This window comes from Mesoterricola silvestris (genome assembly GCF_030295405.1).
GTDB lineage: Bacteria > Acidobacteriota > Holophagae > Holophagales > Holophagaceae > Mesoterricola > Mesoterricola silvestris.
The window spans coordinates 913599-932759 of sequence record NZ_AP027080.1; the positions used below are offsets into that span (position 1 = coordinate 913599).

Sequence of the window (19161 nt, forward strand, 5' to 3'; positions counted from 1 at the left end):
CCGCTCAGAACCGGATGCCGGTGTCGAAGGTGATGGACCGGCCGGCGACCCTTCCGGTGCCGACCGTCGAGAGGTCATCCGCGGCGCGCCACCCGCTGCCGGTGTGCTGCGCGGGCTGGCCCACCGTGTCGATGAGCCCGGTGCCTTCCAGGGCGTAGGGCCCCCGGCGCTTGGCGTTGAAGACGTTGGCGAAGGTCACGTCGAAAAATCCCTTCACCGACCCCCACACCGTGATCTCCATGTTGTACTTCAGGCTGACGGTGGTCAGGTCCATGTTGGTCATGCGGCTGCCGTCGGCGGTGAGGGCCAGGGAATTGGGGAGGCCGCCGGTGTTCTGCACGTTGCCGTCGTTGTAGCCCGCCAGGGTGGGCGCGGGGATGTTGACGGTGCTCCAGCGCCCTTCGGGCTTGCCGCTGGTGTACGAGCCCTGGAGGGTGACGTTGGATTTCACCTTGCCCTGGCTGAGGTTGTAGGACAGGTAGAGGTTGAAGATGTGCTCCGGGGTGCGGAGGGTCATGGGGTTGTACTGGTCCCGGGCGTACAGCGTGTCGTAGTAGTCCCGGAAGTTCACCAGCTGGCTCGTGGTGCGGTCGGGGTTGTCGATGGTGGAGCGGGTGTTGGCCATCATGCGGGCGTAGGTGTAGTTGCCGTACACGGTCATGCGGGAATTCACCGGCATCATCCATTCCAGCTCCAGGCTCTTGTAGGTGCGCCTGGAATCGGGATCGTTCCGCAGGATCCGCCTGAAGTTGGGGGATCCGGAAGCGTCGGTGTACACCGAACCCGGGAAGAAGTCGAAGAGGTCCGACCAGTACTTGTAGATCCCCGTGGCCCGCCAGTAGCCGCCCGAGGCGTAGGCGCGGCGGAAGCCGAGCGTGAATTCGTGGGAGACGGGGTTCTTCCAGTTTGGGTCGATGACGAAGGTGTCGCCGGCGTAGGTGCGGGTGTAGGCGGTGTAGTTGGCCGGATCCTGGAGCTGGGCCAGGCTCACGTAGTGGGGGGTGCTGGAACCTTGGCTCCAGTAGGAGACGGTCTGGTTCCCGTACCGGCCGTGGGCCGCGGGCAGGAAGAGGGAGCCCGGGGAGCTGGACTGGAATTCGCCGTAGGACACGTTGATCAACCGGGACTGGTCGCCGTACACGTCCCACTTGTACTCGAACCGCGGGTTGAAGCGCCCGTAGGATACGAAGGTGCGGGTCTCGTCGCTCACCTTGAAGGCGTCGTGGCGCAGGCCGACCATGATGCTGTGGCGGCTGTTGATCGTCCAGAGGTCGTTGAGGTAGATGGAGGTGGTCTGCTTGCGCATGTCGCCGCCCTCGGCCCCGGTGCGGCTCACCCACAGGGGCACCAGGCCGAGGCCTCCGGGCCAGTGGTTGTCCGATCCCGGGGCGCCGAGGCCCGGGTTCACGAGGCCGTCGTTGAGGACCGGGGTGGCGGGGTAGGTGGGATCCAGGTCCTGGAGGGTGGCGGTGGCGGCGTTGTACACCAGGAAGGCGCCGGTGGAGGGATTCTGGCCGGGCACCACGTACTGGTCCTTGGCGGCCCCCACCTGGATGCCCCACTTGAACTTCTCCATGTCCATGCCCAGGTCCACCAGGTGGGTGGAGCCGTTGTGGGAGAATTCCCGGGACCAGTTCACGAGGACGGAATCGTTCAGGATGGTGTCGCCCCGGTCCGCGTTGTAGCCGTTGATGTTGTAGGCGGTGCCCCCGGAGGCGTAGCCGTCCAGGAGGCTGGTGACGGGGTTGGAGCCGTCGGCGTTGTGGGCGCCGGGGATGAAGGTGGTCCAGATGGCGGCCTGGCCCGGGCTGTAGGGGTGGGGCCAGGAGCGGTAGGTGTGGCCCACCCGGGCCTCCAGCACGCCGGCCTCGCCCAGGATGCCCTTGTAGCCGAGGTTCCACAGGTGGTGGTGGTAGTCGTCCGTGGAGGAGCCCACGGAGTCGATGCGGCCGAAGCGGGGGATCCCCCAGTAGGCCTGGCTGTCGTTCTGGGTGTAGTTCCACTCCAGGCTGTGGTTGTCGTTGATCTGGGCGAAGACGACGAACTGGTGGAACTTGGAGACGTCGGACAGGGTGTCCAGGCTGCCCAGGCCGTAGGTGTTGGCGGGCACCACGCCCGCGCCGGGAACGAAGGTGAAGGTGGACTGGCTGGGCAGCCCGTTGAGGACGGTGTTGCCCACCTGGGAGGTGTAGGAGCGGGTGGGGGTCTGCTGCGTGCCGTAGGCGAAGGTGATGTGGTCCTTCCAGATGGGGCCGCGCAGGGAGAGCTCGTAGGTGCGGTTGGAGTAGTCGTCGTTGGGCCAGGCGGGATCCCCGGGGGACCCGTCCCGGCGGGCGTAGGACGTGCCGTTGTCCTGCCAGATGTTCTTGCGGTACTTGACCCGGGCGGTGCCCGTGAAGGTGTTGCTGCCCCGGGTGGTGACGATGGAGACGAGGCCGCCGTCGGTGTTGCCGTAGCGCGCGTTGAGGGGCGACTGGATGACGGACATGCTTTCCACCATGTCCATGAGGGTGGTCACCTCGTTGAGGTAGCCGCCGCCCTCCTCGGTGATGTTCAGGCCGTTCTGGATGACCTTGGTGCTGTGCTGGATGCCGCCCCGGATGGACAGGGCGTCGTCGCCGTAGCCGCCGACGTTGGGGTCCAGGGTGCCGGTGATGCCCGGGGAGAGCTGGATGATGGCGTCCATCTTGAAGTCGGCCAGCTCGTTGAGGTTGTCCATGGAGAAGGTGGAGGAGGTCACGGTGGTGGTCTTGTCCACCTGGGCGGCCAGGTCCACCACTTCCACCGTGGCCCCCTGCACCACCACGGGGGTGAGGATGACGTCCTGGCGCGCCGTCTGGCCGGGCACCACCTGGAACTGGCCCTTGATGGTCATGTAGCCGGGGGCGGTGACGGTGATGGTGTACTTGCCGTTGGGCAGGAGCCCGATGCGGTACTGGCCGTTGTCGTTGGCGGCGGCGGTGCGCTCCCCCAGGAGGGTCGGCGAGGCCAGGCGCACCAGGGCGCCGGGGATGGGCTTGCCGGCCCGGGTCAGGATCTGCCCCGAGGCGACGCCGGTGGTCTCCTGGCCGAAAAGCTGGCTCGCGGCCAGGATCATCGCGATGGGGGTGAACATTCTTCGGTGCAGCATGGATGGATCTCCTTTTCGCGGTTCGGGGCGTCAGATCCTGAAGGCCAGCGCCAGTTCGAAGACGAACCCGCGGCGGGTGCTCTCCTCGAGGAACGGGGCCTTGCCGGTGTAGGTGAAGGGCCTGTAGTCGAAGTGGTGCGTCCCGATGTTGCGGAGGGTCAGTTCGAGCCTGAAGTCCCGGGTGAGGGCCACGCCGGCGCCCACATGGGCCCCCACGGCCAGCTTCGTCTTCTCCCGGGCCATGGCCCAGCCCTCGTAGTAGTCCTTCACGTCGCTGGCGGGATCCGCGGGATCCAGGGGCACGTAGCCGGGCACCGCCGTGGCCGGCGCCTCCCCGTACACGGGGATGAGGGTGCCGCTCATTTCCGCCGTGACCTTGTGCAGGTCCAGGCTCACCCCCGCGAACCAGTAGAGCGAACCCGAGCCGAGCGTGTCGGTGTACGAACCCCGCAGGCTGAAGCCCTGGCTGCGCTCCTTGCGGAAGTCGATGGAATTGGAGGGGCTCAGGTAAAGCGGGGCGCCTCCGTACGAGGTGACCGGCGCCTCGGGCCTGTAGTAGACGGATCCCGACGTGGGCATGACATCGTGGGCCTGGCCGGGCATCACATCGAAACCCAGTTCGACGTTGAGGGCGCTGGTGGCGCCCAGCGGGAACCGCCCGGCCACCGCGAACCCGAAGGCCTTGTTGTCGTCGTGGTCCCGCCGCAGGTCGCCGGCCGTGAGGCCCGTGCGCACCTTGAAGTCGAAGGTGGGGGCGGGATCCGCGGCCAGGAGCGGCAGGACGGCCCCGCACGCCAGTACCGCGAGGCCCCTGGGGACGAAGTGATTGGACAGCATGGCAGGCCCTCCGCGGGAAATCAGGTTCGAAACGAAATGCTACATGAATGTTGTTTGTTCTTGATTGAATTTAAGCAGAAGTGAACAAGAAGCAACAGACAAGATTTTTCTTTTGGTGGTATTTTTAGGAATGCGACAGGAAGAACGTTTGGGCCTGATCCTCGATCGGCTTTCAAAACAAGGAACGCTTGGGGTTACCGACATCGCCCAGGAGCTGGGCGTTTCCACCGCCTCGGTGCGCCGGGATCTGGAAATGCTCGAAGAACAGCATCTCCTCTCCCGCACCCACGGCGGCGCCGTGGCCAACAGCCTCGTGTACGAGCTCCCCCTGCGGTACCGGGGCGGCCGCCACAAGGACGAGAAGCGCCGCATCGCCGCCGCGGCCCTGGAGGCCCTGGGCGAAGGCACCGTCTCCATCGGCCTCACCGGCGGCACCACCACCACCGAAGTGGCCCGGGCCCTGGCCATGCGCTCCGGCCTGACCATCGTCACCAACGCCCTCAACATCGCCTCGGACCTGGCCCTGCGCCCCAACATCAAGCTCATCGTCACCGGGGGCACCGCCCGCAGCGAGTCCTACGAACTGGTGGGCCCCCTGGCCGAGGCCAGCCTGGACGGCATCCACCTGGACCTGGCCATCGTGGGCGTCGACGGCATCTGCGTCCAGGGCGGCCTCACCACCCACCACGACGTGGAGGCCCACACCAACCGCGCCCTCATCGAACACGCCCGCCGCACCGTCGTGGTGGCCGACGGCTCCAAGGTGGGCCGCATGGCCTTCGCCCGCATCTGCCCCGTCACCCACATCAGCGAACTCATAACCGACCCCAGCGCCGACCCCGCCGAGCTCGCGAATCTTCGGGAGGCGGGCGTGAAGGTATCCATCGCCTAGGTTCCGGTCATCGTTCCTGCCGGTGGCCGCAGGTTTGCCGAACCGGGTTCCAACCCGAGGTCCCGACCCACCGGTGTTCCAACTTCTTGCGCCGACCCACCGGTAGCGCAAGCAGCGTGACCGCTGCTCGCGCTTGCCGTTGCGCGGGGACCCTTGGGGATGGAGTACCTGGGCGGGTCCAGGTTTGGCGGTTACCCCGAATCCATGCCTGGATACGGCAGAGCGCTCGCAGGCACACTGCCTGCGAGCGCTCACGGTGGGTCGGCGCATGCTGTTGGAACACCTATGGGTCGGGGCCTCGCCCCGGAACCCGGATCAGCAAACGCACAGCCCCCGGCAGGGATCGCCCGGAAGGGACGAAGGGCTCAACCCGCCGACCCTTCAGTAGGGCTTCTCCCCCTTCACCAGCCCGAAGCTCGACGCGGGCGCCGACACACCGTTTACGGTGGTGCCGCCGTTGTGGATGGCGGGGAAGATGGGCTGCATGCTCTGGGGGAAGCCGAAGACGGGGGCGGTGAGCTGGTCCAGCTGGGCGGTTTCTTCGGGGGTGAGGGTCAGGGGGAGGGCGCCCAGGTTGTCCTCCAGCTGCTCGATGCGGCGGGCGCCGATGATGGTGGAACCGACGCCGGGGCGGGCCAGGACCCAGGCCAGGGCCACCCGGGCCACGGTGCTGCCGTGGGCCTTGGCGATGGCCTCCAGGGCGTCCACCAGGGCGAAGGTGGCTTCGTTGAGGTGGGGGGCGAGGAAGGGGTTGGCGGCGTGCTCCTGGGACGCGGCGGTGGCGCGGGTGTACTTGCCGCTGAGGATGCCGCGCTTGAGGGGGGACCAGGGGGTGATGCCCAGGCCGAACTCCAGGGCCAGGGGCACCAGTTCCTGTTCCACGGTGCGCTGCAGGAGCGAATACTCGATCTGGAGGCCGATGAAGGGGGCCCAGCCCCGGAAGTGGGCCAGGACGTTGGCCTGGGCGATCTTCCAGGCGGGGGTGTCGGAGACGCCGATGTAGCGCACCTTGCCGGACCGCACCAGGGTGTCCAGGGCGGCCATGGTCTCCTCGATGGGGGTGTGCACGTCCCAGTTGTGCAGCCAGTACAGATCGATGTAGTCGGTCTGGAGGCGGCGCAGGGAGTTCTCGCAGGCGCCGATGACGGACTTGCGGCCGGAGCCGCCGCCGTTGGGGTCCCCGGGGTAGAGGTTGCCGCTGAACTTGGTGGCGATCACCAGGCGGTCGCGCTTGGCGGGGTGGCGGCCCAGGTGGTCGCCGATGATCTTCTCGGAATGGCTCTTGGTGTAGAAATTGGCGGTGTCGATGAAATTGCCGCCCCGGTCGATGAAGTGGTCCAGGATCCGCTGGGATTCCTCCACGCTGGAGCCCCACCCCAGGTCCTCGCCGAAGGTCATGGCCCCCAGGCACATCGGGCTGACCCGGAGGCCGGAGTGGCCGAGCGTCACGTAATGGTCGAGCTGCATGGGACCTCCTTGGGTGAAATTGAGTCCGCCGTGAGAATACGCCCCGGATTCCGGACGATGAATGCTTGAAAGTCCGCATGACATGCGCGATCGTTCCAGCATGGCGGATCTCTTCTCGGACATTCTCAAGCTGGCCAACGCCCAGTCGGTGATCACCGGCGCCTTCCAGGCCGGCGGCGCCTGGGCCTTCCGTTTCCCGGCGCCGGACATGATCAAGTTCTTCGGGATCGTGCGGGGATCCTGCTGGCTGCGGGTGGAGGGCGAAGCCGCGGACCTGCGCCTGGGGCCGGGGGACGTGTTCCTCCTGTCGGCCCCCCGGGCCTTCACCCTGGCCACCTCCTGGGAGCTGGAACCCCTGGACGCCGTGGCAGTGTTCCGGGACTGCCCCGGACCCGTCACCCGCATCGGCGATGGGGACGATTTCCAGCTGCTGGGCGGCCATGTGGAACTGGGCGCCGGCAGTGGCGACCTCCTCACCGCCGTCCTGCCGCCCATGATGGTGGCCCGGGCCGGATCGCCCCATGCGGCCATGTGCCATTGGGTGCTGGCCCAGCTCGCCCAGGAGCGCTCCGGAGAGCAGCCGGGGGCCGCGGTGGCCTCGGAGCAGCTGGCGCACCTCCTGTTCATCCACATCCTGCGGGCCCACCTGGCCCAGACCAGCCAGTTCCCGGCGGGCTGGCTCCGGGCCATCACGGACCGGGACCTGGCCCCCGCCCTTCGCCTGATGCATGGGGAACCCGGCAGGGCCTGGCAGCTCACGGAGCTGGCCAAGGCGGCCGGCATGTCCCGCACCACCTTCGCCACCCGCTTCCGTTCCGCGGCGGGGGTCCCGCCCCTCACCTACCTCACCCAGTGGCGCATGCGCCTGGCCAAGCGCGCCCTGGTGGAGGGGGACACGCCCGTGTCCACCCTGGCCTTCACCCTGGGCTACACCTCCGAAAGCGCCTTCAGTCATGCCTTCAAGCGCACCACCGGCCTCGCGCCGAACCGGGTGCGGGGGGTTGCCCGGGGCCTCCCCGGGGAGTAGCCTGGACGCGGAGTGTGGATGCGATCCCCGCATGCGACAACGTGGATGAGCCTGGAGACGGTTGCGGTCTCCGGGGCCGTGGCCTAGCCCGGCCCCCTCGGCCTCTCAAGGACGCCCCCCGCTGGGGGCTTGAGTGAATCTCCATCCAGGAATCTCCAGCCATGACGCTTTCCGCGAACCCTTTGGCGGGCCTAGGCCCCGCCGTGAATGCCTTCGAAAACCTGTCCACCTTCGGGTGGACCTCACCCCATGACCTCGCCTTCCGCGCGCGCTTCGGCCCTCCTGTCGAACCGGGGCGCGTGGTGGCCGCCAGCCGGGGCCTCGCCCTGGTGCGCACGGCTTCCGGCGAGCGGCTGTGCACCCCTTCGGGCAGGATGCGGGAGCGCCTGCTGGCCGATGACCTGACCCTCTGCGCGGGGGATTGGATCGCCCTGCGCCTGGACCCCGGGGATACCCGGGGCCGCATGGTGGATCTGCTGGAAAGGGGGCCCTCCCTCACCCGGCAGGGGCCGGACGGACGGCCTCAGTGCCTGGCGGCCAACCTGGACGTGGTGTTCCTCGTCATGGGACTGGACCGGGACTGCAACGCGGCCCGGCTGGAGCGCTTCCTCGCCCTGGCCTGGGGCAGCGGGGCCCGTCCGGTGGTGGTGCTCACCAAGGTGGATCTCAACGACCGGGCCGAGGCCTTCGCCGCGGACATGCGCGGGGTGGCCCCGGGCGTCCAGGTGCTGGAGGTCTGCGCGCCCGCAGGGCAGGGCGTGGCGCGGGTGGGGGCCTGCCTCCAGGGTGGCCTCACGGGGGTGCTGACCGGTTCCTCCGGCGCCGGGAAGTCCACGCTGCTCAACGCCCTCCTGGGCGAGGACGCGCGTCCCACCGGGGCGGTGCGGGCCTCGGACGGACGGGGGCGGCACACCACCACCCGGCGGGAACTCTTCCCGTTGCCCGGGGGCGGCTGCCTCATCGAAACCCCCGGCGTCCGGGAGGTGGGCCTGGGCGCCGAGGGCGCGGACCTGGACACCGCCTTTTCGGAAATCGCGGCCCTCGCGGCCCGGTGCCGGTTCCGGGACTGCGCCCACGGCGCCGAACCCGGGTGCGCCGTGCGGGAGGCCCTGGACCAGGGCCTCCTGGGCGGGGACCGCTACGGGCACTACCTCCAGCTCCGCCGGGAGGTGGCCTTCGAGGCGGCGCGGGGGGACGAGCGGCTGTGGCGGGAGCGGGAGGACAAATGGCGCCGCATCAGCAAGGCCCAGAAGTCGCTCCGGAAACGGTGATGGGGGCGCGCCCTCACGCCGTCCCGGCCCACCGCACGGCGACCAGGGTGAGATCGTCCAGAACGGGCGAACCTTCCAGGAACCGCTCCAGGGCGCCGCGGCAGGCCGCCAGCAGTTCCGGCAGGGGCAGCCGGAAGGCCTGTCCCAGCGCCGCGGCGGCCCGGCCCATTCCGAATTCCTCCTCGCCCTTCGTTCCCTCCGTCCAGCCGTCGGTGTACAGGAGGAGGGTCTGGCCTTCCGCAAAGGACAGATCCTGGCGGGGGAACACGGAATCCGGGAAGAGGCCCAGGGGAAGGCCCCCGCCTTCCACGGGGCGCACCCCCTGGGCGTCCGCCACCAGGGGGCGGGTGTGGCCGGCGTTCGCCAGCTCCGCCCGGCCACCCGCGGCCAGGCGGAGGGTGGCCAGGGTCGCGTAGCTGGTGGCCAGGGTGGCCTGGGCGAAGAGGCCGTTGGCCTCGGCCATGAGGAGGGGCAGGGGACGGCCCGCCGGGGCCAGGGCCCGGAACAGGCCGTGGAGGTGGGCCTGCAGGAGGGAGGCGGCCACCCCCTTGCCGGCCACGTCCCCCAGGAGCAGGTGCAGCGGGTCCCCCTGGCGCTGGGGCGGGATGAGATCCACGTGGTCCCCGGAGACCGCCCCCTTGGGTTCCCACAGGTGGGCCACTTCCCAGCCGTCGCAGCGGATGAAGGGGGCCGGCAGGAGGGCCCGCTGGACCCGGCCGGCGGTTTCCAGGTCCCGCTCCAGGGCGCGGCGGGCTTCGGGGGTGAGGCACTCCAGGCAGATCTGGACCATGGGATCCCGGGCCAGGTCCTCGGGATCCAGGGGCCCCCGGCACACGCAGCAGGTGCCCCAGCTCCCGGTCTCCAGGGCGCCGATGGCGCCGTCCACCCGCCGCAGGAGATCGGCGAGGTTCCTTTCCTGGGCTTCGGACGCGAGCCGGGCCAGGTGCTCACGGCCGGCGGTGAGGCGATCCACCAGCAGGGATTCGGTGGGTGTCATGGCGGACCTCCTCGGGCAAGGGAGACGGTTAAAAATAACCTCCCGTTCTAACCTGTCAAGTGGATCTATAGGGTTATATTGGGGGCATGGACGCACCGGCCGCAACGCCTTTCCCTGGTGAGATTTCCCTGGATTTCGCCAATACCTGGGCGGACCGGGGCCGGGCCTCCACGGACGAACTCCGTTCCATGGACGCCTTCCTGGCCTTCGCGCGCCGGGCGGGCCTGGTGGACGAGGCGGAAGGGGCAGGCCTGGACCGCCTCGCGCGGGAGGATCCCGCGGCGGCGGGGGCGGCCCTGGCCCGGGCCCGCCGGGCGCGGGAGGCCATCTACGGCCTCTGTTCACGGCGCGCGGCCGGAGTGCCTCCCCGGCCCGGCGATCTTCGGGCCTTCAACGGGGCCCTGGCCGGGGCCCTGGGCCACCTGCGGCTGGAAGCGCAGGGGCACGGGTTCCGGTGGGCCTGGGACCGGAACGCCCTGGACGCCCCGCTGTGGCCCATTCTCCGCGCGGCCGCGGACCTCCTGGCTTCGGAGGAGGCCGGCAGGATCCGGGAATGTGCGGGGGACGGGTGCACCTGGCTGTTCCTGGACCGCAGCCGGGCCGGGTCCCGCCGGTGGTGCTCCATGAGCAGTTGCGGCAACCGGGCCAAGGCCAGGCGCCACTACCGGGCCCGGGAGTTCAGTCGACCCCGATGATGACGTTGGAGGCCTTGATGATGGCGTGGGCCGTGTCGCCGGGCTTGAGCTTCATGCCCTCGGCGGAGGCCTTGGTGATGGTGGAGACGATCTCCACGCCGGGGCTGAGCTCGATGACGATCTCCGATTCCACGGCGCCGTGGTTCACCTTCGTGATGCGGCCTTTCAGGACGTTGCGGGCGCTGAGTTTCATGGCCACCTCCCTGGGGCTCCGGCCCCGAGGCCCCGATTATGCACCCAATGAGTCCTCTATGGGCACCACCTGGATGGCGCTGGCCTTGATGAGGGCGTGGACCTCCTGACCGGGGGCCAGGTCCAGGTCCTGGGCGGCCCAGGTGGTGACCAGGGCGTGCAGGGGGAAGCCCGCGTCCAGGCCCACCCGGGTCAGGGCCCCCAGGGGCTCCATGGCCGTGATGGTGGCCCGGAGGCGGTTGCGCTGGGTGAGGAGGCCATGGGGGCCGCGCTCCAGGGACACGCCCTCGCCGCGGATGCAGGCGTACACCTCCGGGGTGGCGCCGCCGGGGTCCGGGGCCACGAAGGCCACGCCCCCGGCCTCCAGGCGCAGGAGGCCCTCGGTGGTGCCCGTGACCCGGGCCCGCACCACGGCGCCCATCTGGTCCCCGGGGACGCCGCCGGCGCCGGCGAGGACGGAGGCCGGGGGGCCGTCGCGCACGATGCGCCCCTCGGCCATGAGCAGCATGCGGTCCCCCAGGGCCAGGGCCTCCACGGGGTCGTGGGTCACCAGGACGGCGGGCACGTCCAGGGCTCGCAGGATCTGCCGGAGGTTGTGGCGGAGCAGGTCCGCGGCGGCGCGGTCCAGGGACGCGAAGGGCTCGTCCAGGAGTACCAGGCGCGGCCGGGGCGCCAGGGCCCGGGCCAGGGCCACGCGCTGCTTCTGCCCGCCGGAGAGCTGCCGGGAGCGCCGGTCCTCCAGCCCCCGGAGTCCCATGAGCTCCACGAGCTTGGCCACGCGCCTGTGGCGCTCCTCCCGGGGGAGGCCCTGGAGCCCGTAGGCGATGTTGCCGGCCACGGTGAGGTGGGGAAAGAGCACGGAGTCCTGGAAGACGTAGCCGATGCCCCGGCGGGAGGCGGGCACGCCCGGGCCGGGCCCGAACCACACCTCGTCCGCGGCCCGGATGGCGCCGCGGTCCGGGGTCTCCAGCCCGGCCAGGCACCGCAGGAGGGTGGTCTTGCCGCAGCCCGAGGGGCCGAAGAGCACCGTGAGGCTGAAGCTGCCCAGGGCCAGGTCCACCTCGCCCTGGATGGTGGGGCCCTGGGGGAAGGCCTTGGTGAAGGACGCCCTCAGGCCCATGGGCGCTCCCGGGAGCGGAGCCAGGCGGTGCCCGAGAGCACCGCCAGGGCGAAGGCCAGGAGGAGCAGGGCGGTGCGGTTGGCGCCGGCCATGTCGAAGGCCTGCACCTGGTCGAACAGGGCGATGGAGGCCGTGCGGGTGGTGCCGGGGAGGTTGCCGCCCACCATGAGCACCACGCCGAATTCCCCGATGGCGTGGGCGAAGCTGAGGATCATGGCCGAGAGCAGGCCCCGCCAGGCCAGGGGCAGGGCCACCCGGAAATAGACGCCCAGGGGCCGGGAGCCCAGGGTGGAGGCCACCTCCAGGAGGCGCCGGTCCACGCCCCCCAGGGAGGCCACCAGGGGCTGGAGGAAGAAGGGCAGGTTGGTGACCACCTGGGCCAGGAGCAGGCCCTGGAAACTGAAGACCAGCCGCGCCCCGGTGAGCTGCTCCCAGGCGGCGCCGATGGGGCTGCGGGGTCCCAGGGCCACGATGATGTAGAAGCCCAGCACCGTGGGGGGCAGGATGAGCGGCAGGGAGGTGAGGGCCTCCAGGAGCACCTTGCCCCGGAAGCGGCCCAGGGAGAGGGGCCAGGCCAGGAGGGTGCCCAGGGGCAGCAGCAGGGCCACGGAGCACGCGGCGAGCCGCAGGCTGAGGCGGATGGCCTCCCAGTCCATGTCAGGGCTTTTCGAAGGGGGCGGACTGCGCGGCGCGGCCGTTCAAGGGAACTCCAAGGGGTCGATGTCTGTTATCTCATACATCGCCCCGGGGGGGAACCCTCTCAAACGCGCTCCATGAGCCGGATCTGGACGCCGGCCACCAGGTCCTTCTGGCGCTCCCGGGAGGCCAGGAAGGTGGGCGCGGCCATGTGGGCCTCCAGGGCGGGCCGGTGCGCCCAGGATTCCAGGAAGGCCAGGTTGGCGGGGTCGGCGGGGTCCCGGTGCAGATCGTAGCGCAGGCAGCCGGGTTCCAGGCGGGTGGGGGCCACCACGCTCTGGAGTTCGGCGGCCAGGGCGGCTTCGCATCCGGGGCGGGCCGTGACGAAGGCCAGCACCTCCAGGGGGCCCTGGGCGACGGGGCCGGGCTCGCCCAGGGGTTCCAGGGTGCGCGTGTCCCGGGCGGCGATGAGCGCGGCCGAGGCCGCGCGCCAGGCCTGGATGTGGGGGCTCCGGCGGTGGGCCTCCAGGGCGGGGGCGCTCTCCCAGGTCTCCACGAAGGCCAGGGCGTCGGGGTTCTCCGGGTCCCGGAAAAGGTCGTAGCGGACGCAACCGGGCTCGGCCCGGGTGGGCTCCACCATGCGCGCGGCCTCGGCCAGCAGGGCGGATCCGCCGCCGGGGCGGGCGGTGAACATGGCGGCGAGGACGATCTGGGTCATGGTTCGGCTCCGAGGTGTCCTTCCACCATACCTCGGCGCGGGACCTACTGGGCGGTGATGCCCGAAACGGCGATGGTGATGGGCGCCAGGGTGCCGTCGGCGAGGAGGACCTTGCATTTGGCGGCGTCGGGGGTGAGGGTGGCGGTGGCGCCGGGGGCGAGGCCCGTCTTGAGGTCCAGGGCGATGCGCAGGAGCGCCTTGTCCAGGGCCTTGGGGGCGCCGGTGCCCTTCTCCGCCACGGTGGCGGCGAGGCTGGTCCCGGTCAGCTTCGCCTTGAGGATGGGCGTGCCCGCGCCCAGGTCGAAGGCCGTGCCGTTGGCCACGTAGGTGCCCGCGGCGTCCGCGGCGTTCACGTTGTGCCAGGAGGCGGCGGTGCCGCCCAGGGTGAAGGCCGCCGTGACGCCGCAGCCGGTGGCGCCCGCGGGGCCCCACAGCTCCAGCACGAGGTGGCCGGAAGTGCTGAGGGCGGTGTTCTTCTTGAGCAGGTAGGTGGCGGCCGCGGGATCGGCGTACGTCAGGGAGCTCGCGGTGGCGGGCGTGGAATTGCCGCCGCCGCCCCCGCCGCAGGCGAGGAGGGTGCCGAGAAGGACCGGGAGGAGGATGCGCGGATTCATGGGTGCCTCGGCTTTCACTGGAGCTGGGTCAGGAGGGTGGCCAGGTCGGTGTCGTCCACCGTGCCCGAACCCTTGAAGTTGGCGGGGCTGGACGCGTCCTTCCCCCACTGGCCGGCCAGGGTGAGCAGGTCGCAGAAGCCCAGGGCCCCGTCCCCGTCCAGGTCCAGGCCCCTGACGGTGATCGTGGCGGTGGCCTTGGCGGCGGTCGCGAGCTTGTGGGTGGCGGTGAGGGTGTAGGTGGCGGTGGCCAGGGGCGTGGTGGAGGGGACGGTGACCGTGGAGGCAAGGCCCGTCTCGGCGTGGGTGGCGGGGGCGGTGAGCGTCCAGTCCACGCCCAGGCCCAGGTCGCCGCCGGCGGTGAAGGTGGCGCTGCCGCCCGGGCGCAGGACGGCGGTGGCGGGCGTCAGGGTCAGGGCGATGGATCCCAGGTCCAGGACGTTGACGGTCGTGGATGCGGCGCGGGAAGGCGCGCCGTTGCTGGTGGCGGTGATGGTATAGGTGCCCGCCGAGGCCGCGGACCAGGTGGCGGTGGTGCCGCCCGAGACGCTGAAGGTCCCGCCCGTGGCGGTCCAGGTCACGGAGGCGTCGGTGAGGGGGGTGACCGTGGAGGTGAAGGTGACGTTCTGCCCGGTGGCCGTGGTGGGGGCCAGGGGAGCCAGGCCCACGGTCACGGCGGCGGCGTCGACCAGGGCCAGGGTGGTGGTGGCCGCGTTGCCGGTCTCCACGGGGGTGGCGGTGACGGTGCAGGTCCCGGCCGCGGTTCCTGCCGTGAAGAGGGTCGGGGTTCCGTCCCCGGCGGTGCGGGCCGCGCTGAAGGTGCCGAGGGCCGGGTTCACGGTCCAGTCCACCCGGTTGTCGGCGGAGAACCCGGTGACCGTGGCGGAGAAGGGGACCTGGGCCCCCGTGGCGATGGTGCGCGGTCCCTGGGCCAGGGCGACGGCGGGTCCCGGGGCGCCGATGGCCAGGGCGATGTCGTCCACGGCGAAGACCGTGCCGGTGTCCGTGGCCCCGGCCTGGGTGGATTCCAGGCGCAGGCGCACGGTGCGGCCCTTCCAGGGGGCGAGGCTGATGGGGCCGACGGCGTTCCAGACCACCTTGCCCGAGGCGTCCAGGGCGGCCTGGGTGTTGTCCCGGGGGGCGAAGGTGCCCAGCACCGCGTTGTTCGTGTCCAGGACCAGGACCTGGAAGGTGTTGGCCACGGAGGACGGGGTCTTGGACTTGTTGCCGATGCCCAGCCAGAAGGAGAGGTCCAGCTTGCCCACGTCGGGAAGCTCGATGTCCTGCATGGCGTAGTCGGTGACGGGGCCGGTCCAGTCGCCCAGGCACAGCCAGAGGCCGCCGCCGTGGGGCTCGACCATATCGTAATAGCCGCTGGACAGCACCACGCTGTCATCCATGAGGTCCCAGCCCTGGTTGCCCTTCTCGAAGTCGCCGTTGAAGAGCCGGACCACGTTGAGGGCCACGGGGACGCTGTCGGCGGATCCCTGGGAACCCGTGACCTTCAGGCCGATGGCGGCCTGGTCATCGGCGAGCGCGGCGGAGGCGAGGGTGTAGACCGGGCTGTCGGTTCCCACCGCCGCCCCGTTCTTGGTCCACTGGAAGTGCAGGGGACCCTGGCCGGTGGCGCCGGCCGTGAAGGTGGCGGACCCGCCCAGCTTGGCGTTCTGGGTCAAGGGCTGCGGCGCGATGGTGGGCGTCGCTCCGCCCCCCTGCACCAGGTCCACGCCCCAGAGGTTTCCGGTGGTGGTGGTGTTCGCCACGGAGGAGCCGGTGATGCGCACCGCCTGGGGGTAGGTCTGCCCGGACCGGGTGGCCGTGATGGTCTGGATCCCGGCGGTGACGCCCTTCAGGGCGTAGATGCCGGCGGCATTCGTGGTGCTGGTCACGGTTCCGCCGGTGACGGTGACGCCGGGCACGGGGGTGCCGGCGCCGTCGGTGATACGTCCGCTGATCACCTCGCCCGTTCCGGAGGGGAAGGCGTTGTAGACGCACCCGTGGATCAGATTGAAATTGGCGAAGGTGCCGATGTCGGGGAGGTTGTACCAGGCGTTGTCGGACCCGCCCCACCCCAGGTTGAGGTGGTGGTAGAGGGTCGATCCGGTGTACCCGTACCCGTCCGCCACCACGGCATGCCCCCCGTCCCCGGTGATGGCGAGGATCACGGGGTATCCGGCGTCCAGGTCCGGCTGGACCATGTCGGTCAGGCCGTGGCCGGAGAGTTCGTCCATGTTCCGGTAGCCGTAGAAGGCGTTGGCGTACTTGAACGTGGTCATCAGGGCCCCGGGGACCTTGGAGGTGGTGGCCCCGGATCCATCCGCGGCGTAGGCCATGTTCACGCTCAGCCCCGCATCCAGGCACAGGGAGCCGATCATCTTCCGCTGGGCGTCGGTGGTGGCGGCGCCGGGGGAGAGGGGCATGTCGGACCACACGTAGGCGCCGCCCACCCCGTCCCCGCCGCGGGTGGTGAGGGTCTGGGCCACCTTGTCCGACGTGACCTTGAAGGGGATCGCGCCGATGGCGGTGGTGGGCCACTGGTGGAAGCGCATGAGCTGGGCCATGGCCGTGGCCACGCATCCGCAGGGGTAGGCGCTGGGGGTGTAGTAGTTGTAGGTGAGCTTTCCGCCGGCGGCCCCCTGGTTCCAGGTGCTGGCCACCAGCGGCGCCACGCGCACGTCGGAAACGCTGCCCACGGACAGGGCGAGGGCCTGGGGGGCCTCGAGGAGGTTCTTCCACTGGACCTGGGCCTTGAAGGCGGCGGCCTCGGCGGCTCCGGGGCCGCTGGCGGTGCGGTTCCGGACCATCACGTCCAGGCGGGTGCGCATGTCCCGCTGCAGCATGAGGTACAGGTGGTTCTCGGGATCCGGGTCGAGGCTGCCCTGGGGGGCGAAGGCGATGACCGGCTCCAGGGTGTCGTCCGGGGCCAGGACGAGGAATCCGCCGCCGTCCAGCTTCACCTGGTGGAAGAGGACGCGGCCGTCGGCGTCCGCGTGGGTCTCGATTCCCGTCAGGGTGGGCTGGAGCGCGGTCTCCAGGGGCCTGGGGGTGCGCTGGAGCCATGCGCCCGCGGCGATGCCCGCCTGCACCGCGCTGACCGGGGCGGCCAGGGCGGCGGTGCCCGCGGCCAGCAGGAATCCCAGGGCCGTGAATCTTGAACGAGTGGGCAGCATTCGCATGGATCCTCCAGGGCGTTCCGTTGGCTTCGGGCAGGAATCGGAAACCAGGGGGTTCCCGGATTCTTACGCAGGCGGATGCGGACGAAGACGAGTCCGCCCACCCAGCGGGACCATGGTCGCGCCGGCGGGGAGCGGGCTGAAGTTAATTTAAGTTAAGTCGTGGCCTGGGTTTCAGAACTCCAGCTCGACAATGTGGGTGACGGCGGCGCCGGGTTCGCCCAGGGTGCCCACCGTGAGGTGGAGCAGGATCCCCTTGAGGCTCTCGGCGTGGATCCGGGCGTCGGCACCGTTGAAGGCGGCCACCGTCCTTCCCGCCCTGTCCGTGACGAGGTACCGGATGTTCCGGAGGGCCCGGGCCCGGGGCATGGCCTCCAGGACCAGCCCGCTCTTCCAGCGGTGGCCCAGGGGCCTGGACGGGTCCTCCCAGGGGCACCGGCCGGAGAAGGTCACCGCGCCGAGGCCCGGGTTCTCGGCCACGAAGGCCACCTCCACCTGGAAGGGGGGCGCGAAGCCCCGGGCCACGGCCTTGGGGGCGTCCACGCGCAGGGCCACGTCCAGGGCCCGGCGGGAGGGGGCGGAGAGGAGGGGCAGGGTTGCCAGGACCAGGGGGAGGAGGCGCATGGGGGCCGCCGGGATCCTACTTCTTCTTGGGGGGCATGACCTTCTGGCGTTCGGTTTCGGCCTTCTCGGTGGCGCTGGACAGGACGACGATGGAGATGCGCCGGTTCTGGGGATCCTTGGGATCCTTGTCCTCCAGGGGCTGGGTGGCGGCGTATCCGGTGACGCGCTGCACCTGGCCCGGGCGCAGGCCGGAGGATTCCAGGACCCTGCGGGCGGAATTCGCGCGGTCGGCGCTCAGTTCCCAGTTGGTGTAGGCCTGGTTGGGGTACTGCACCGAATCGGTGTGGCCCCCGATGAGGATGTGGTTGGGGAGCTTGCCCAGCTCCTGGGCGATCTCCTTGAGGATGGCCAGGGTGTAGGGCTTGAGGGTGGCCGACCCGGAATCGAAGAGCACCTGGGCCGCGCGGTCCTGGATCTGGATGCGGAGCCCCTCGGCGGTGAACTCGAAGGATATCTGGTTGGAGAAGGCCTGGAGGAGCTTGTCCTCCCGGAAGGCCTTGTCGATGGTCTGGGCCGTCTCCTCCATGACCTTGCGTTCCTGCTCGCCGGTGTCCTCCTCGATGACGATGCCTTCGGGGCCGCCGCCGTCGCCGGTGCCGTCCTTCATGCCGCGGCCGCCGGGGAGGATGCCGGACTTCTCCATCTTGTAGGCCTCCATGATGGCCTTGCCCTTTTCCGTGTTGAAGAAATTGGGATCCTGGAAGCTGCCGGCGATGCCGGCCTTGGTGTTGGACGAGGCGCTGGCCAGGAGCCACATGAGGAGGAAGAAGGCCATGAGGGCGGTGACCAGGTCGGCGTAGGCCACCTTCCAGGCGCCGCCGTGGGCGGCGGCGTGGCCACCCTTCTTCTTGACGAACTTGATTTTGACTTCGGGCTGCTGCTCGGCCATGGTCGGCTACCGGGGCTTGATCTGGCGGACCACTTCCTCCAGCTCCTGGGAGCCGGGGCGCTCAGGGGAGGGGATGTTGCGCCGGGCGAATTCCACCGCGGTGACCGGGGCGGCGCCGTTGCCGAAGGCCACGAGGCCGGCGCGCAGGGCGTTGAAGAAGGCGCCCTCGGAGGCCAGCACCTGGTCGATGTTCTTGGCCAGGGGCTGGAAGACGCCGTAGGCCAGGAAGATGCCCAGGAAGGTGCCCACCAGGGCCGAACCCACCTTGCCGCCGATGACGTTGGGGGGCTGGTCCAGGAAGCCCATGGTGATCACCACGCCCATGACGCAGGCGCAGATGCCGAAGGCGGGGAAGCCGTCGGCCATGACGCCCACCGCGGCCCCCGGGGCGGCGGACTCGGCGTGGTGCACGTCCAGGTCCATGTCCATGACCTGATCGATCTCGTCGATCTTGGCTGAACCATTAATAAGGAGCTTCATGGAATCGCAGAAGAAATCCATGGCGTGGTGGTCGTGCATGACCGCGGGGTACTTCTTGAAGATATTGGAGCTGTGGGGGTCGTTCACGTCCTGCTCCAGGGCCAGCAGGCCGCCCTTCTTGATGTTCACGTACACCTCGTACTGGAGCATCAGGGACTCCATGTACACCGCTTTTGTGTATTTGCTGCCCTTGAGCGGCTTGGCCAGGTTGCCCACCACGGACTTGATGGTGTTCAGGGTGTTGCCGGCCAGGAAGGCGCCCACCGCGGCGCCGAAGAGGATCGTGCCTTCCGCGGGCAGCGGCTCGAGGAGGACGTGGATCTTTCCCCCCTCCATGAGATAGCCGGAGAGCACTGCGCCAATGACCACCACCAGACCAATTATGAAAAACATGTACAAAGC

The 19161-nt window shown here is 70.0% G+C and carries 17 protein-coding genes; 4 read left to right on the plus strand and 13 right to left on the minus strand.

Going from position 1 to position 19161, the window contains the following annotated elements; genetic code table 11:
• Positions 1 to 4 precede the first annotated feature (4 nt).
• Together R2J76_RS03880 and R2J76_RS03885 are read right to left on the minus strand one after the other, a co-directional pair.
• Positions 5 to 3130: a TonB-dependent receptor gene (locus tag R2J76_RS03880; RefSeq protein WP_316414475.1), complete on the minus strand. Its 3126-nt coding sequence runs from the start codon at positions 3128 to 3130 to the stop codon at positions 5 to 7.
• A 30-nt stretch (positions 3131 to 3160) separates the two neighbouring features.
• On the minus strand, positions 3161 to 3967 hold the full coding sequence (locus R2J76_RS03885; protein WP_316414476.1) for a hypothetical protein: 807 nt from the start codon (positions 3965 to 3967) through the stop codon (positions 3161 to 3163).
• 130 nt (positions 3968 to 4097) lie between these two features.
• Between R2J76_RS03885 and R2J76_RS03890 the strand changes: the two genes are divergently transcribed.
• Entirely contained in the window at positions 4098 to 4859 is a 762-nt protein-coding gene (locus R2J76_RS03890) for a DeoR/GlpR family DNA-binding transcription regulator (RefSeq protein WP_316414477.1), read from the plus strand.
• A gap of 381 nt (positions 4860 to 5240) precedes the next feature.
• Here the strand turns inward: R2J76_RS03890 and R2J76_RS03895 are convergent, their stop codons facing one another.
• The gene (locus R2J76_RS03895) at positions 5241 to 6326 is read right to left on the minus strand and encodes an aldo/keto reductase (protein ID WP_316414479.1); all 1086 of its coding nucleotides are present in this window, start codon (positions 6324 to 6326) and stop codon (positions 5241 to 5243) included.
• Between the two features lie 82 nt (positions 6327 to 6408).
• On the opposite strand from R2J76_RS03895, the gene R2J76_RS03900 reads away from it, so the two are divergent.
• Together R2J76_RS03900 and rsgA are read left to right on the plus strand one after the other, a co-directional pair.
• Positions 6409 to 7353: an AraC family transcriptional regulator gene (locus R2J76_RS03900; protein ID WP_316414480.1), complete on the plus strand. Its 945-nt coding sequence runs from the start codon at positions 6409 to 6411 to the stop codon at positions 7351 to 7353.
• Between the two features lie 161 nt (positions 7354 to 7514).
• On the plus strand, positions 7515 to 8624 hold the full coding sequence (gene rsgA, locus R2J76_RS03905; RefSeq protein WP_316414481.1) for a ribosome small subunit-dependent GTPase A: 1110 nt from the start codon (positions 7515 to 7517) through the stop codon (positions 8622 to 8624).
• Between the two features lie 13 nt (positions 8625 to 8637).
• Here rsgA and R2J76_RS03910 read toward each other — a convergent pair whose 3' ends face one another.
• A complete protein-coding gene (locus tag R2J76_RS03910) occupies positions 8638 to 9621 on the minus strand; it encodes a PP2C family protein-serine/threonine phosphatase (RefSeq protein WP_316414482.1) in 984 nt (327 codons plus the stop codon).
• An 86-nt stretch (positions 9622 to 9707) separates the two neighbouring features.
• Between R2J76_RS03910 and R2J76_RS03915 the strand changes: the two genes are divergently transcribed.
• Positions 9708 to 10316: a CGNR zinc finger domain-containing protein gene (locus R2J76_RS03915; RefSeq protein WP_316414483.1), complete on the plus strand. Its 609-nt coding sequence runs from the start codon at positions 9708 to 9710 to the stop codon at positions 10314 to 10316.
• Here the strand turns inward: R2J76_RS03915 and R2J76_RS03920 are convergent.
• The 9 genes from R2J76_RS03920 to motA all read right to left on the minus strand — a co-directional run bounded on the left by R2J76_RS03920 (position 10300) and on the right by motA (position 19152).
• Positions 10300 to 10509, minus strand: coding sequence for a TOBE domain-containing protein (locus R2J76_RS03920; RefSeq protein ID WP_316414484.1), 210 nt, complete (start codon positions 10507 to 10509; stop codon positions 10300 to 10302). The genes R2J76_RS03915 and R2J76_RS03920 overlap by 17 nt on opposite strands.
• 36 nt (positions 10510 to 10545) lie before the next feature.
• The gene (locus R2J76_RS03925) at positions 10546 to 11628 is read right to left on the minus strand and encodes a molybdenum ABC transporter ATP-binding protein (RefSeq protein WP_316414485.1); all 1083 of its coding nucleotides are present in this window, start codon (positions 11626 to 11628) and stop codon (positions 10546 to 10548) included.
• The gene (gene modB / locus R2J76_RS03930) at positions 11619 to 12284 is read right to left on the minus strand and encodes a molybdate ABC transporter permease subunit (RefSeq protein ID WP_316414486.1); all 666 of its coding nucleotides are present in this window, start codon (positions 12282 to 12284) and stop codon (positions 11619 to 11621) included. The genes R2J76_RS03925 and modB overlap by 10 nt, the downstream gene beginning before the upstream one ends.
• Positions 12285 to 12388: 104 nt before the next feature.
• Positions 12389 to 12982 carry a putative quinol monooxygenase gene (locus R2J76_RS03935; RefSeq protein WP_316414487.1) on the minus strand — a complete coding sequence of 198 codons (594 nt, stop codon included), beginning with the start codon at positions 12980 to 12982 and terminating at the stop codon, positions 12389 to 12391.
• 44 nt (positions 12983 to 13026) lie between these two features.
• Positions 13027 to 13596, minus strand: coding sequence for a hypothetical protein (locus R2J76_RS03940; protein ID WP_316414488.1), 570 nt, complete (start codon positions 13594 to 13596; stop codon positions 13027 to 13029).
• Between the two features lie 14 nt (positions 13597 to 13610).
• Positions 13611 to 16769, minus strand: coding sequence for a C10 family peptidase (locus R2J76_RS03945; RefSeq protein ID WP_316414489.1), 3159 nt, complete (start codon positions 16767 to 16769; stop codon positions 13611 to 13613).
• 171 nt (positions 16770 to 16940) lie between these two features.
• The gene (locus R2J76_RS03950) at positions 16941 to 17390 is read right to left on the minus strand and encodes a hypothetical protein (RefSeq protein WP_316414490.1); all 450 of its coding nucleotides are present in this window, start codon (positions 17388 to 17390) and stop codon (positions 16941 to 16943) included.
• A gap of 16 nt (positions 17391 to 17406) precedes the next feature.
• Positions 17407 to 18279: an OmpA family protein gene (locus R2J76_RS03955; RefSeq protein WP_316414491.1), complete on the minus strand. Its 873-nt coding sequence runs from the start codon at positions 18277 to 18279 to the stop codon at positions 17407 to 17409.
• 6 nt (positions 18280 to 18285) lie between these two features.
• Positions 18286 to 19152, minus strand: a complete 867-nt coding sequence (gene motA / locus R2J76_RS03960) for a flagellar motor stator protein MotA (RefSeq protein WP_316414492.1) — start codon at positions 19150 to 19152, stop codon at positions 18286 to 18288.
• Positions 19153 to 19161 lie beyond the last annotated feature (9 nt).